Genomic DNA, 14,315 nt, shown 5'->3' on the forward strand with positions numbered 1-14,315 from the left:
GCGAGGCGTGAGACTGGACAACCTGTACGCGGGATACGGGGGGACGGACGTCCTCAGAGGTGTCACCGCCGAGATCCCCGAGGGTGCTGTCACCGCCCTCGTGGGGGCCAACGGAGCGGGTAAGTCCACGCTGCTCGGGGTCCTGGCGGGCACGCTCACCCCCAGAGCGGGCACGGTGAGTCCCGAGCGGGGCGCCCGTCCCGCCTTCGTGGTGCAGCGCAGCTCGGTTCCCGACGCCCTGCCCCTCACGGTGCGCGCCACGGTGGCCATGGGGCGCTGGGCGCACCGGGGGCTCTGGCGTCCGCTCACCCGCCGGGACCGCGCGGTGATCGCCCGCTGCATGGAGCGGGCCGGTGTCGCGGACCTGGCCGACCGGCGGCTGGGGGAGCTCTCCGGAGGCCAGCGCCAGCGCGCCCTGATCGCCCAGGGCCTGGCGCAGGAGGCGGATCTGCTGCTGCTGGACGAGCCCTCGGCGGGTCTGGACCGCGAGGCCAGGGAACGGATCCGGGAGACGGTCGCCGAGGTCGCGGCCGAGGGGGTGACGGTCGTCCACGCGACCCACTTCGCCGAGGAGGCGCGGGACGCGGACCACGTTCTCAGGCTGGAGGAGGGCCGGGCGGTCCTGTTGTCCGAGCCTTCGGCCGACCCCCTGGCCGCGGTCCCGGGCGGGGTCTCGACCGCCTCCCCGCCGCGTGTCCGTCCGGGGCTCTGAGCCCGACCGGACCGGCGCCCGGATCCGAGCCCGGGCCCCGGTACCCGGCACCGGCACCCGGGCACGGGGTCCGGCACCGCTCGAAGGACCGCCGAACCGCGTGCCGGGGGGCTTCCCCGTGCGGGGGAGGGGATGGGAGCATGCCCGGCATGGACGTTCTGAGCAGCCGCATCCTGTTGCGGCCCACCGACCTCCGGCGCAGCCGTGAGTTCTACCGCGACGTGCTGGGACTGGCGGTGCACCGTGAGTTCGGCGACCCCGAGGCCCTCGGCACGGTGTTCTTCCTGGGCAACGGGCTGCTGGAGGTCTCCGGCAGCGCCGAACCCTCCGGGGTGCCGCCGCTCTCCCTGTGGCTGCAGGTGCGCGACGTCGAGGCCGAGTACGCCCGGCTGGTGGCCTCCGGGGCCGAGGGGCTGCGCGAGCCCCGGACGGAGTTCTGGGGGTTGGTGGAGGCGTGGATCGCCGACCCCGACGGGGTGCGGATCGTCCTGGTCCAGATCCCCGAGGACCACCCCCTGCGCCGGGACCTGCGTTGAAGTCCGGGAGCAGGGGCCGGACCCGCCCCTAGCCGAGCTCCTCGACGACCGGGCGCAGCTCCTCGGCGATCCAGCGCAGGCTCATCGGGCCCGCGGAGTTGATGGCGTTGGCGAAGGCGAGGTCGGCGTAGTAGACGGTGCCCGCCTCGACCGCGGGCAGGTTCTGGAAAAGGGGGTCGTCGTCGAGCTGTTGGCGTTCCTCCTGGCTCGGCGCCCACACCGCGAGGAGGTCGGCGTCCAGGTCGGCGGTGTGCTCGCGGGACAGGGGGTCGGAGCCCTGGGTGTTGTCCTGGTTCTCGGCCGGCCGCAGTCCGAACAGTTCGAAGAGGGAGCCGTTGCCGAAGCCGTAGCCGTCCGCGTCGGCGCGGACCCACTGGTAGGTCCGCTCCTCGATGTCCGGTACGGTCGCGCCGATCTCGGTGAACTCCGCCCGGATCTGGCTGATGAGCTCCTCGGCCTCGGTGGGGCGCCCCAGTGCTTCGGCGGTCTTGAGCAGGCGCTCGTCCCAGTCCACGTTCAGGGCGTCGGTGGCGGGCAGGACGGTCGGGGCGATGGCGTTCAGGTTGTCGAAGGCCGTCTGGTCGGCCACCTGGTAGGTCTGGGCGAGGATCAGGTCCGGTTCGGCGGCGGCGATGGCCTCCAGGTTGGGCTCGCCGTCCGCGCCGAGCAGGCCCGGGTCGGCGGTGTCGGCGATCTCCTCGGCCATCCAGGGGACGCTCTGTTCGAGGGCGTCGGGGTCCTCGGCCACACTGACCGGTTCCACCCCGAGGGAGAGGGCCGCCTCGGCGGGGGCGAAGCCCAGCGCGACCACCCGCTCGGGGGTCTGCTCGACGGTGACCTCACCGAAAGCGGTCTCGACCGTCACCGGGTACGTCCCGTCCGAGGCGTTCGCCTCGGACGGGGACTCCTCCGCGTCCTGGGCCGTGCTGCACCCCGCGGCCAGCAGGACCGCGAGCGCGCCGGCTGCCGCCCCGGCCGCCGCACGGGCACCCGTCGTCCGGAATCGGCCCGTGTTCGTTCCTGTCACCGGAAACCTCCTGTTGGTGGAAATAAGGCAAGGCTAGCCTTCTTCTTTTCGGGGGTGACCATCGGGGCATAACCTTGGCGACGTGGTCATACGAGACACGGTGAAGAACCCTGTGAAAGGGCGTGGCCGGCGCGCGGGCGCGGTCGACAGCCGCAGGCTGCCCCGGTACGCCGCGGGCGAGATCGACGTGCCGTTCGTCGTCCACGGAACGGACGAGGTCATCTCCCGCGACACCTACTGGGAGGAACACTCGCACCCCACGCACGAGCTGCTCTGGAACCAGCGGGGCGCGTCCACGGCGACGGTCGGGGCGCGGGTCTGGACGATCACGCCGTCGCTCGGACTGTGGATCCCGGCCGGAACGCCCCACTCGGGGTGGACGTCGGCGGGTACGTGGCACCACGCCGCGCAGTTCGGCATCCACGCGGCCCCGGCGATCTCGGACGCCCCCGTCGCGGTGGAGGTCACCCCGCTCCTGCGGCTCCTGTTGGAGCGGCTCAACACCGAGGGCCTGACCGCCGACTCGCGTGCGAGGACCGAGGCGGTGGTGCTCGACCTGATGGCGCCCGCCCCGGTCGAACTGCTGCTGAAGATCCCCGACGCGCCGCTGCTGGCTCCCATCGTCGACGCCGTTCGCGCGGACCCCGCCGACGGCACGACCCTGGCCGCCTGGGCGTCGCGGCTCGGCGTGAGCAGCCGGACCGTCACGCGGGCCTTCCGGGCGCAGACCGGGCTCGGGTTCAGCCAGTGGCTGGCCACGGCGCGGGTGCAGCACGCGATCACGCTGCTCGCCGGGGGCGAGGAGATCGAGGAGGTCGCCGAGCGGGTCGGCTACCACTCGGCGAGCGCGTTCGGCACGGTCTTCCGGCGGGTGACGGGGATGAGTCCGGGACGCTTCCGCGCGCATTGACGTCCTCCCCGGGGTGAACCCCGGGGATTCCCACAGCCTCGCGGCTATAGGCGCGGTGCGCCTCACAGCGTCCGCTGGTTCCTGTTTCACCGGCCGGTGCCCCACCCGAAAGGATGGTGGTCTTACCCCGCCTCCGCAGGCGTTTCAACTCTCCGCTTCTCGCTCTCGGGCGAGTTTCCGTCCAGCGGCGAGCACGATCCGGGCCGCGTTCACGTCCCAGTCAAGCAGGGTCCCACAGGACCGGCACGTCCATTGGCGCACCTGCAAGGGTTTGGGTCCGTCCACCACCCAGCACACATGGCAGGTCTGCGAGGAGGCCAGAAACCGGTCCACCTTGATGAAGACCCGCCCGTACCGGGCGGCCTTGTACTCCAACATGTGCACGAACGCCGACCACCCGGCATCATGCACACTCTTGGCCAACCGGGTGCGCCCGAGCCCCTTCACACACAGATCCTCCACAAACACCGCTTGGTTCTCGCGGATGATCTGGGTGGAGAGCTGGTGGTGGAACTCGCGGCGGCAGTCAGCCACCCGCCCATGAGCGCGGGCGACCTTCACCCGGGCCTTGGCCCGGTTGGCCGACCCCTTGACCTTGCGCGACAGCGAGCGCTGGGTCTTCTTCAGTTTGCGTTCGGCGCGGCGCAGGAACCGGGGGTTGGCGACCTTGGTGCCATCGGACAGCACCGCGAAATGCGACAGGCCTAGATCGATGCCCACATCATCGGTACTCTCAGGCAGGGGCTTGTCGTCTGTTTGGACCACAAAGCTCGCGAAGTACCGCCCTGCGGCGTCCTTGATCACGGTCACCGAGGACGGGACCGAGGGCAGCGCCCTGGACCACTTCACCTTGACCTCACCGACCCTGGGCAGGGGCAGTTTGCCCTGGTCGGTGATCTTCCAGCGGGCGTTGGCGGTGAAACGGGCCGACTGGGTGCCATCACGGCGAGACTTGAACCGTGGCGCCCCCACCTTCGGCCCTTTGCGTTTTCCGGTCTTGGAGTCCTCGTAGGCCGCCCATGCCTGGTCCAGGTCCCGCAGCGCCTGCTGGAGCGGGACCGCCGACACCTCCGAAAGCCATTCCCGCTCCGGGGTCTTCTTGGCCTGGGCTATCAGCTCCCGTGACAGGTCCGCGTTCTTGGGCACCCGCTGGTAGGGGCCCTGAGCAGTCCGCGCCCGGGGCGGGCCGAGCAGCTTGTTGGAGGCCTTGATCGCGGCGGTGCGCTCCAGGGCGTCGTTGAACACCACACGCACACACCCGAACAGGCGGGCGAGCGCCAGGCGCTGCTCCCCGTCCGGGTAGATGCGGTAGGTGTATCGAAGGTGCACCCCAAAACCCTCACACCCGCCTAAGACAATCCGGGGACGACCCGTCCAGGCAGGCGGGCGGGTACGGGCTCGGATCCGCTTCACCCCCGGCGTGAACGCCGGGGCACTCTCGGACAAGACAGGTAGCAGGTGGCAGCGGGCGGAAGCGGACAGAGGTTTTGTCCGTTCTGCGAGGAACAGTGTCCTTTTCGCGCGATTGCGAACCTACTGAGTGCACCCTAAATTCGGTAAGGCAAACCTAACTCCCGGTTTCCGGGGGTGCACAGGGACACCACCGGAAGGAAACCATGCCCCGCGTCTCCAGGCTGGCCGCGCTCGCCACGGCCGCCCTCCTCCCCCTCTCCCTCGCCGCCTGTTCCTCCTCGGCCTCCGAAGGCGCCTCCGGGGACTCCGGCGACTGGACCCCCCTCACGATCGAGCACGCGCTCGGCACGACGACCATCGACTCCGAGCCGGAGCGGGTCGCCACGGTGAACTGGGCCAACCACGAGGTCCCCCTGGCCCTGGGCGTCGTCCCGGTCGGCATGGCCGCCGCCACCTTCGGCGACGACAACGACGACGGCGTCCTCCCGTGGGTCGAGGAGAAGCTCCAGGAACTGGACGCCGAGACCCCCGTGCTCTTCGACGAGACCGACGGCATCGACTTCGAGGCGGTCGCGGACACCCAGCCGGACGTCATCCTCGCCGCCTACTCCGGGCTGACCCAGGAGGACTACGACACCCTCAGCGAGATCGCCCCCGTCGTCGCCTACCCGGAGACCGCCTGGGGCACCTCCTGGCGCGACACCATCGAGCTGAACAGCGCCGCCCTCGGCATGGCCGACGAGGGCGCCGGGCTCATCGCCGAGCTGGAGACCGAGATCGAGGAGGCGGTCGCCGACCACCCGCAGATCGAGGGCTCGTCGGCGATGTTCCTGACCCACGTCGACACCAGCGACCTCAGCGAGGTCAGCTTCTACACCGTCCACGACACCCGCGCGCTGTTCTTCGAGGACATCGGCCTGACGACTCCCGACAGCGTCGCCACCGCCTCCGCCGAGACCGACCAGTTCTCCCTCACCCACAGCGCCGAGCAGGCCGACGCCTTCAACGACGTCGACATCATCGTCACCTACGGCGGCGAGGAGCTGGTGACCTCCCTCGAGGCCGACCCGCTGCTGTCCCAGATGCCCGCCGTGGAGAACTCCGCCGTCGTGAGCCTGCCCGGTGACAGCCCGCTCGGAACGGCCGCGAACCCGACCCCGCTGTCGATCTCGTGGGTCCTCGACGACTACCTGTCGCTCCTGGCCGAGGCCGCTGACGGGGCGCAGTGATCACCCGACAGGCACCCACCGACGCGGGGGCCGCCACCGTGCGGCCCCCGCGCCGGGGCAGATCCCTCTGGCTGCTCCTCGTCCTGGCCGTCCTGCTGGGGCTCATGTTCCTCTCGGTCGCGGTCGGCTCCCGCGACGTCCAGTGGGCCGACATCGTCGCCGCCTTCGGCGGTTCGGCCGAGGGCTTCAACGAGGCCGCGGTCGCCAAACGCATCCCCCGGACCCTGCTCGCCGTGATCGTCGGCGCGGCCCTCGGTGTCTCCGGCGCGGTCATGCAGGGCGTGACCCGCAACCCGCTGGCCGACCCCGGCATCCTGGGCGTGAACATGGGCGCCTCGCTCGCCGTCGTGGTGGGCATGGCGTTCTTCGGCCTGGCCACCGCCACCGGATTCATCTGGTCGGCGATCCTCGGCGCCGGGGTGACCGCGCTGTTCGTGCACGTCATCGGCTCCATGGGCCGGGGCGGCGCGACCCCGCTCAAACTCGCCCTCGCCGGTGCGGCCACCTCGGCAGCTCTGGCGTCGTTCATCCGGGCCCTCCTGCTCCCGCGCAACGACATCGCCGACGGCGCCCACTCCTGGCAGATCGGCGGGGTCGGCGGCGGCACGTTCGCGACCATCTCCCACGTGCTCCCGTTCCTGGTGGTCGGGTTCGTCGTCTGCCTGCTCTCCGCACGCGGGCTCAACCTCCTGGCCCTGGGCGACGAACTCGCCGCCGGGCTGGGCCAGCGCGTCGCGGCCTCGCGGATCACCGCCTCGGTCGGCTCCGTCGTGCTGTGCGGTGCCAGCACCGCCGTCACCGGGCCGATCGGCTTCGTCGGTCTGGTCATCCCGCACATGTGCCGCCTGCTCGTCGGTGTCGACCACCGCTGGCTGCTGCCGTTCTCGGCCCTGACCGGCGCCGCGCTGCTGACCGCGGCGGACGTGGTCGGCCGCATCGTGGCCCGCCCCGGACAGATCGACGTGGGGATCGTGACCGCCCTGATCGGCGCCCCGTTCTTCATCTACATCGTCCGCCGTCAGAAGGTTCGTTCCCTGTGAGCATCTCCACCGTCGAGACCGTCGCACGCGGTCGGGTGCGCCGCGCGCGCCGACGGCACCTCGTGATCGGCGCCCTCGCCGCCCTCATCGTCGCCGGTTTCGCCGTCACCCTCATGGTCGGGCAGACCTTCTACCCGCCCGGCGACGTCGCCCGGGTCGTCCTCGGCCAGGACGTCCCCGGGGCCTCGTTCACCGTCGGACGGCTCCGCCTGCCCCGGGCCGTGCTCGCGATCACCGCCGGGATGTGCTTCGGGCTCGCCGGGGTGACCTTCCAGACCATGCTGCGCAACCCGCTGGCCAGCCCGGACATCATCGGTATCAGCGCGGGCGCCAGCGCCGCCGCGACCTTCGCGATCGTGGTGCTCTCCCTGGACGGGGCCGGGGTGTCGGTCTTCGCGATCGCCGCCGGGCTCGGGGTGGCCCTGGTCATCTACGCGCTGTCGTACAAGGGCGGGGTCTCCGGGACCCGGCTCATCCTCATCGGCATCGGCGTCGCCGCCATGCTCGACAGCATCACGTCCTACATCCTGGACCGCGCGGCCACCTGGGACTTCCAGGAGGCGATGCGCTGGCTCACCGGCAGCCTCAACGGTGCCAGCTGGAACGCGACCCTTCCGGTCGTCGTCGCGCTGGCCGTGCTCGCCCCGATGCTGCTGGGACTGTCCGGAAACCTCTCCGCGCTCCAGCTGGGCGACGACACCGCCTCGGCGCTGGGCGTGCGCGTGGACCGCACCCGGCTCCTGGCGGTCGTCGGCGCGGTCGGGCTCATCGCCTTCGCCACCGCCGCGGCCGGCCCGATCGCCTTCGTGGCCTTCCTGTCCGGCCCCATCGCCGCCCGCCTGGTGGGCTCGGACGGGTCCCTGCTCGTGCCCTCCGCGCTGGTCGGCGCGCTCCTGGTGCTGGTGGCCGACTTCTGCGGACAGTTCCTCTTCGGGACCCGCTTCCCGGTCGGGGTCGTCACCGGCGTGCTCGGCGCTCCCTACCTCGTCTACCTGATCATCCGCAGCAACCGCGTGGGAGGCTCCCTGTGACCACGGACCACTCGCTCCTCGTCGAGGAACTGACGCTCGGCTACAAGGACCGCGACGTCATCGACTCCCTCGACCTCGCCGTCCCGCCCGGCCGGATCACCGCGATCGTCGGTGCCAACGCCTGCGGCAAGTCCACGCTGCTGCGCTCGATGTCGCGGCTCCTGGCGCCGCGGGCCGGCCGGGTCCTGCTCGACGGGGAGGAGGTCCACCGCATGCAGCCCAAAGCGGTCGCGCGCACGCTCGGACTCCTCCCGCAGTCGCCGGTCGCACCGGAGGGCATCACCGTGAGCGACCTGGTGGGGCGCGGCAGGCACCCCCACCAGCGGATGCTCGCGCGTTGGAGCAGGCAGGACGACGAGGCGGTCGCCGAGGCCCTCGAGGCGACGCAGACGGTGGAGCTGGCCGACCGACCCGTCGACGAGCTCTCCGGCGGGCAGCGCCAGCGCGTCTGGATCGCCATGGCGCTGGCCCAGCGCACGGACCTGCTGCTCCTGGACGAGCCGACCACCTTCCTGGACGTCAGCCACCAGGTCGAGGTCCTGGACCTGCTCACGGACCTCAACGCCTCGCGCGGCACCACGATCGTGCTGGTCCTGCACGACCTCAACCTCGCGGCGCGCTACGCCGACCACCTGATCGCGCTCGCCGACGGCAGGCTCCACGCGGCGGGCCCGCCCGAGCGGGTGCTCACCCCCGAGACGGTGCGGTCAGTGTTCGGGATGGAGAGCCAGATCATCACCGACCCCACCTCGGGCAAGCCGCTGATGCTGCCCATCGGCAGGCACCACCGCGCGGTTCCGGCGGGCTGACCGAGGATTTTCCGAGGACCCGTCGAGGGGCCCGCACACCCGGTGACACCGGGGAAGCGGGCCCCTCTTCGCTGTCCGGAGCCCCTCTCCGGCGCGCAGCCGACGTTGAACCCCGGCGTCCGACCCTCTATCGTTCAAGGATCGCATTAATCGTTCAATGAACGATTAATCCGTTCAGGGAACGCCAGGACAGTGAGATTCCAGGACACCGAGGGGAAGTCATGCCGCGCTCACCGGGTTCCGCGGGCAACCCGCCACAGGTCCCGCGCCGGACCGCGCTGCTGGGAGGGGCGGGCGCGTTCGGTGCCGCCGTCCTGCTGCCCGGCTGCGGTTCCTCCGGCAGGGACGAGGCACCACCGATCCCGGAGGGGGCGGCCACCGGGACCACCGCCGACGGCGGGGTGCTGAGGATGGCACGACCGCCCGCCTCCCAGGCCGAGACGCTCGATCCGGCCAGCTCGCTGTCGGCCTACGAGTACCTCGGAGCGCTGTACAACCGGCTGGTCAGGATGGACGAGTCCGGTCAGGTCACCCCCGACCTCGCCACGGAGTGGGAACCGAGCGAGGACGGCTCCACCTGGACCTTCCGGCTGCGCGACGGGGTCACCTTCCACGACGGCACGCCGTTCACCTCCGCGGACGCCGCCTACACCCTGCGCCGCATCGTGGACCCCGGCCTCGCCTCACCCCAGGGCACCGTGCTCGAGCCCCTGATAGACCCGAACGGACTCGGCACCCCCGAACCAGGTGTCCTGGTGGTCGGGCTCAAGGAACCCAACTTCGAGTTCCCCGCGCTGCTGACCAGCTATCACTGCTATGTCATCCCCGAGGACAGCGGCGACACGATCGGACGGAGCGGCATCGGAACGGGGCCGTTCCGGCTCGACACCTTCTCACCGGGCGGCCGGGGCCGGGTCGTCGCCAACGGTGACCACTGGGAGGGCCCGCCCGTCCTGGACGCCGTCGAGATGTTCGCGATGACCGACATCCAGGCCCGCGTCAACGCGCTGATGGCCGGACAGGTCGACCTCGTCTCCCAGACCAACCTGGACTTCGCCACCGCCCGCGTGGTGGGGGCCTCCGAACGGGCGACCATCGCCCGTTCGGTCAACGCCCAGTGGTACGTCCTGCCGATGCTCACCACCGCGGAGCCGTTCACCGACCCCCGGGTGCGCAGGGCCATGAAACACGCCTACGACCCCCGGCTCGTGATCGACGTCGCCCTCCAGGGCACCGGTGTGGTCGGCAACGACAACCCCGTCCCGCCCGACACCCCCTACTGGACCGACCACGCGCTCGAACACGACCCCGACCGGGCGCGCGCCCTGCTCGCCGAAGCGGGCCACGAGAACCTGCGGGTCGACCTCTACACCTCCAGCTACGACCCGGTCTTCACCCCGATGGCGCTGGCCTACCGCGACTCGGTGGCCGAGGCCGGTATCGACGTCACCGTGCGCAACGCCTCGGCCGACTCCTACTACACACAGATCTGGATGCAGCGGCCCCTGATGGCCACCTACTGGTACACCGGCCGCCCCGCCGACCAGCTGCTCAACCAGGTCTTCCGCAGCGGCTCCTCCTACAACGAGACCGCCTGGTCCAACGCGGACTTCGACACCCTCCTCGACGACGCCCGCCGCACCGCCGACGAGGACCGCCGCCGCACCCTCTACCAGGACGCCCAGCTCCTGGTCGTCGAGGAGGGCGGCGCGATGACACCGATGTTCGCCGACCGCCTGGTGGGCCTGTCCCGGGACGTCCTCAACTACCGCGAGTACGGGTTCGAGTTCGACTACCTCAACATCGGATTGAGGCCCTGATGCTGTTCTACGTCACGAGAAGACTGCTGTCCGCGGTCGTCACCGTCCTGCTCGCATCGGTCATGGTCTTCGCCGCCGTGCAGCTGCTGCCGGGCGACGTCGCCACCCAGGTGCTCGGCCAGGACGCCACCCCCGAGGCCGTGGCGGCCCTGCGCGACCAGATGGACCTGAACCGCCCCGCCGTCCTGCGTTTCCTGGACTGGATCGCCGGTGTGGTCCGGGGCGACTTCGGGGTCTCCCTGGTCTCCGGCGAAGCGGTGGCCGGGACGCTCTGGCTCCATCTGCGCAACACCATGCTGATCGCGGTGGCCACCGTGGCGGTCGCCGTCACCTCCTCCATCGTGCTGGGCGTGCTCGCCGGCCTGTACCGCGACCGCTGGCCGGACACCGTGATCTCCACCCTCACGCTGATCGGCATGAGCGTCCCGGAGTTCGTCGTGGCGACCCTGCTCGTGCTCGCCCTGTCCATCACGGTCCCCGTCCTGCCCGCCGTGGTCCTGGACGAGGCCTCCGCGCCCGTGGCCGACCTGCTGCCCGCGATCGTGCTGCCCACCGTCGCGCTGTCCGTCGTGATGACCGCCTACATCGTGCGTATGACCAGGACCAGCGTCATCGACGTGATGGCCGGCGAGTTCGTCACCACCGCCCGGCTCAAGGGCATCGGCACCGCGCGGGTGGTGGTGCGCCACGCCCTGCCCAGTGCCCTGCTGCCCACCCTCAACGTGATCGCCATGAACGTCGCCTGGCTGGTCGGCGGCGTCGCCGTGGTGGAGAACGTCTTCAACTACCCGGGCGTCGGCCAACTGATGCTGGAGGCCGTGCACAACCGCGACCTGCCGGTCCTCCAGGCCATCGCCGTGGTCAGCGCGGTCGTGTACGTCCTGTGCAACCTCGCCGCGGACCTCGGGGCGATGGCGCTCAACCCGCGCCTGCGCACCGGTGAGAGGAGCACCCGATGAGCGACCCCAGCCAGAACCGGGCCGGAGACGGCGGGCAGGGGGCCGGGCCCGCCCCGGCCACCGGAGCCCTGCGGCGGACCCTGCGATCGCTGACCCGGTCCACCCCGGCCATGGTCGGCCTGGGCCTGGTCGCCCTGCACGTCCTGCTGGCCCTGTTCGCGCCACTGCTCACCCCGTACTCACCCACAGCCAACACCCCGGACCAGGCGCTCCTCGGTCCGGGTGCCGACCACTGGGCGGGCACCGACGCCCTGGGCCGCGACGTGCTCACCCGCGTGCTCTACGGCGGGCAGTACGCGCTCGTCGTCTCCTTCGCCGCGACGGCGTGCGCCGTCGCCCTCGGCACCCTCCTGGGCTGCGTCACCGCGCTGCGGGGCGGTTGGTTCGACGACGCCCTGATGCGCGTGCTGGACGCCGTCCTGGCGATCCCGCCGATCCTGGCCCTGCTGGTGGTCGTCACCGTGCTCGGCGCAGGACCGGCGGTGATCGTCCTGGCGGTGACGATCGTCTACGCGCCCCAGGTGGTCCGCGTGGTCCGCGCCGCCGCCCTGGGCGTGGCCCCGCTCGACTACGTCACCGCGGCCCGGGCACGCGGTGAGCGCACACTCCCGATCCTCGTGCGCGAGGTCCTGCCCAACATCGTGAACGTGGTCGCCGTGGAGTTCGCGATGCGCGCCTCCTGGGTGGTCCTGCTCATCAGCTCGCTGTCGTTCCTGGGCTTCGGCGCCAACCCGCCGACCCCGGACTGGGGGCTGATGGTGTCGGAGAACCGGACCGCCATGGTCGTGGTGCCGTGGGCGAGCCTGGCCCCCATCCTGGCCCTGGCCACCCTGGTCGTCGGGCTGAACCTGTCCGCCGACGGCCTGTCCAAGGCCTGGGGCGTCGACCGCGTGAAGGAGAGCTCGTGAGCACCGCTGACCGACCCACCACAGCCGACCGGCGCACCGACGCCGCCTCCCGCGAACCGGTGGTGCGGGTGGACCGCCTCTCCGTGGCCTACCGGTCCGGCGGAGCCGACGTGACCGTCGTGCGCGAGGTGTCCTTCGAGGCCGCCGCCGGGGAGACCGTGGCCGTGGTCGGGGAGTCCGGCAGCGGCAAGTCCACCGTCGCCGGGACCCTGCTGGGGCACCTGCGGCACGGCTCCCGGGTCACCGGCGGCCGGGTCGAGGTGGCCGGCCGCGACGTACTCGCCCTCGACGCCCGCGGTCTGCGGAACCTGCGCGCCACCGACGTCGCACTCGTGGGCCAGAACGCGGGGAACGCGCTCACTCCGTCGATGCGGATCGGGCGGCAGATCGAGGAGTCGCTGCTGCCCCTGGGCCTGCCCCGCGGCCAACGGCAGGAGCGGGTCCGTTCCCTGGTCGCCAGGGTCGGGCTGCCCGACCCCGTGGGTATCGTCCGCCGCTACCCGCACCAGCTCTCCGGCGGACAGCAGCAGCGCGTGGCGATCGCCATGGCCCTGGCGGCCGAACCGCGCGTACTGGTCCTGGACGAGCCCACGACCGCGCTGGACGTGGTCACCCAGGCCCGCATCCTCGACCTGGTCGCCGGACTCAGCGACGAACTCGGCCTGACCTCGGTCCTGGTCAGCCACGATCTCGGCGTCGTGGCGCGGATGGCGGACCGGGTGGTCGTCATGCGCGAGGGCGAGGTCGTGGAATCCGCCGGCACCACCGCCCTGTTCACCGCCCCCGAGCACGCCTACACGCGGCACCTGCTCGCCAGCGTGCCCCGGATCTCCGACCACGGCCTGGCCGAGGTCGGAGAGGACGGCACCCGCACCGTACGCGCGCGCCGACCCGTACCGGACGGGGCGCCCGAAGTGGTGTCCATGCGCGACGTCACCATCGACTACGGGTCCCACCGCGCCGTGGACGGGGTCACCCTCGGTCTGCGCCGCGGAGAGGTCCTCGCTCTGGTGGGGGAGTCCGGCAGCGGCAAGTCGACCCTGGCCTGGTCCCTGGCCGGACTGCGCCCGCCCACCTCGGGGACCATGCGCCTGTTCGGCGACACCGGCGACGGAGCCGGGGACGACCTCGCCACCGGGGCGCGGGGCCGGCCCCTGGACGTCCGGCGCCGGATCCAGCTGGCCTTCCAGAACGCCGATACCTCGCTCAACCCGCGGCGCATCGTGCGCGACGCGGTGCGCAGACCCCTCCGGTTCTTCGGACTCGCCGACCGCTCCGGGGTCGACGGCCGCGCACACGAGCTGATCAGGGACGTCGCCCTGGATCCGGCACTCTCCGACCGGTTGCCCGAACAGCTCTCCGGAGGTCAGCGCCAGCGCGTGGGCATCGCCCGCGCCCTGGCCGGAGACCCGCGTGTGGTCGTCGCCGACGAGGTCACCACCGCGCTCGACGTGTCGGTCCAGGCATCGGTCCTGGCGCTCCTGGACGACCTGCGCGCCCAACGGGACCTGGCGTTCGTCTTCATCAGCCACGACCTGGCCGTCGTCCGCGGCATCGCCGACCGGGTGGCGGTCATGCGTGAGGGCCGCGTGGTCGAGGAGGGGCCGGTCGACGCCGTCTTCAACGGGCCCAACCATCCCTACACCAGTCGCCTCATGGCAGCGGTCCTGGAACCGGAACCGGTCGGGGGCGGGGGAACCGCTTCGGTTCCCGAAGAGGCGCGCCCTCTCACCGGGGCCTCGGAGGAGGTGCCTGCCGGGTCGCCCGAGGGGGCGGACGACCCCGACTGGATCGACCTGGGCGGGGGCCACCGCATCCGCCGCTGGGACCCCGACGCCCCTGACGGCGCCATTGCCGACGCCACCTGACACCGCGCGCCGCGAACCGGCGCCGCACACCGAACACCACACAGTACGAACGG

At 71.7% G+C, this 14,315-nt stretch carries 13 protein-coding genes; 11 read left to right on the top strand and 2 right to left on the bottom strand.

The window, feature by feature from the left end; all coding sequences use genetic code 11:
* The first annotated feature begins 7 nt into the window (after positions 1-7).
* Together aztA and D458_RS0107290 are read left to right on the top strand one after the other, a co-directional pair.
* On the top strand, positions 8-712 hold the full coding sequence (aztA, locus tag D458_RS0107285; protein WP_017586070.1) for a zinc ABC transporter ATP-binding protein AztA: 705 nt from the start codon (positions 8-10) through the stop codon (positions 710-712).
* A gap of 149 nt (positions 713-861) precedes the next feature.
* Positions 862-1,248: a VOC family protein gene (locus D458_RS0107290; protein ID WP_017586071.1), complete on the top strand. Its 387-nt coding sequence runs from the start codon at positions 862-864 to the stop codon at positions 1,246-1,248.
* A 28-nt stretch (positions 1,249-1,276) separates the two neighbouring features.
* On the opposite strand, the gene D458_RS0107295 is transcribed toward D458_RS0107290, so the two are convergent.
* A complete protein-coding gene (locus D458_RS0107295; RefSeq protein WP_017586072.1) occupies positions 1,277-2,275 on the bottom strand; it encodes an ABC transporter substrate-binding protein in 999 nt (332 codons plus the stop codon).
* A gap of 112 nt (positions 2,276-2,387) precedes the next feature.
* Between D458_RS0107295 and D458_RS0107300 the strand changes: the two genes are divergently transcribed.
* The gene (locus D458_RS0107300; RefSeq protein WP_017586073.1) at positions 2,388-3,185 is read left to right on the top strand and encodes a helix-turn-helix domain-containing protein; all 798 of its coding nucleotides are present in this window, start codon (positions 2,388-2,390) and stop codon (positions 3,183-3,185) included.
* A 144-nt stretch (positions 3,186-3,329) separates the two neighbouring features.
* Here the strand turns inward: D458_RS0107300 and D458_RS0107305 are convergent, their stop codons facing one another.
* Positions 3,330-4,514 carry an RNA-guided endonuclease InsQ/TnpB family protein gene (locus D458_RS0107305; protein ID WP_017586074.1) on the bottom strand — a complete coding sequence of 395 codons (1,185 nt, stop codon included), beginning with the start codon at positions 4,512-4,514 and terminating at the stop codon, positions 3,330-3,332.
* A gap of 287 nt (positions 4,515-4,801) precedes the next feature.
* Here D458_RS0107305 and D458_RS0107310 point away from each other — a divergent pair, with 287 nt between their 5' ends.
* From D458_RS0107310 to D458_RS0107345, 8 genes are all read left to right on the top strand, one after another.
* A complete protein-coding gene (locus D458_RS0107310) occupies positions 4,802-5,827 on the top strand; it encodes an iron-siderophore ABC transporter substrate-binding protein (protein WP_017586075.1) in 1,026 nt (341 codons plus the stop codon).
* Positions 5,824-6,867, top strand: a complete 1,044-nt coding sequence (locus tag D458_RS0107315) for a FecCD family ABC transporter permease (RefSeq protein WP_017586076.1) — start codon at positions 5,824-5,826, stop codon at positions 6,865-6,867. Before D458_RS0107310 ends, D458_RS0107315 begins: the two co-directional genes overlap by 4 nt.
* The gene (locus D458_RS0107320; RefSeq protein WP_017586077.1) at positions 6,864-7,898 is read left to right on the top strand and encodes a FecCD family ABC transporter permease; all 1,035 of its coding nucleotides are present in this window, start codon (positions 6,864-6,866) and stop codon (positions 7,896-7,898) included. Before D458_RS0107315 ends, D458_RS0107320 begins: the two co-directional genes overlap by 4 nt.
* On the top strand, positions 7,895-8,707 hold the full coding sequence (locus D458_RS0107325) for an ABC transporter ATP-binding protein (RefSeq protein ID WP_017586078.1): 813 nt from the start codon (positions 7,895-7,897) through the stop codon (positions 8,705-8,707). The genes D458_RS0107320 and D458_RS0107325 overlap by 4 nt, the downstream gene beginning before the upstream one ends.
* Positions 8,708-8,928: 221 nt before the next feature.
* Positions 8,929-10,527: an ABC transporter substrate-binding protein gene (locus D458_RS0107330; RefSeq protein ID WP_017586079.1), complete on the top strand. Its 1,599-nt coding sequence runs from the start codon at positions 8,929-8,931 to the stop codon at positions 10,525-10,527.
* Positions 10,527-11,486: an ABC transporter permease gene (locus D458_RS0107335; protein WP_017586080.1), complete on the top strand. Its 960-nt coding sequence runs from the start codon at positions 10,527-10,529 to the stop codon at positions 11,484-11,486. The genes D458_RS0107330 and D458_RS0107335 overlap by 1 nt, the downstream gene beginning before the upstream one ends.
* Positions 11,483-12,394, top strand: coding sequence for an ABC transporter permease (locus tag D458_RS0107340; protein ID WP_017586081.1), 912 nt, complete (start codon positions 11,483-11,485; stop codon positions 12,392-12,394). Before D458_RS0107335 ends, D458_RS0107340 begins: the two co-directional genes overlap by 4 nt.
* The gene (locus tag D458_RS0107345) at positions 12,391-14,262 is read left to right on the top strand and encodes a dipeptide ABC transporter ATP-binding protein (RefSeq protein ID WP_017586082.1); all 1,872 of its coding nucleotides are present in this window, start codon (positions 12,391-12,393) and stop codon (positions 14,260-14,262) included. Before D458_RS0107340 ends, D458_RS0107345 begins: the two co-directional genes overlap by 4 nt.
* Positions 14,263-14,315: the final 53 nt, after the last annotated feature.

The organism is Nocardiopsis ganjiahuensis DSM 45031 (genome assembly GCF_000341085.1).
Lineage (GTDB): Bacteria > Actinomycetota > Actinomycetes > Streptosporangiales > Streptosporangiaceae > Nocardiopsis > Nocardiopsis ganjiahuensis.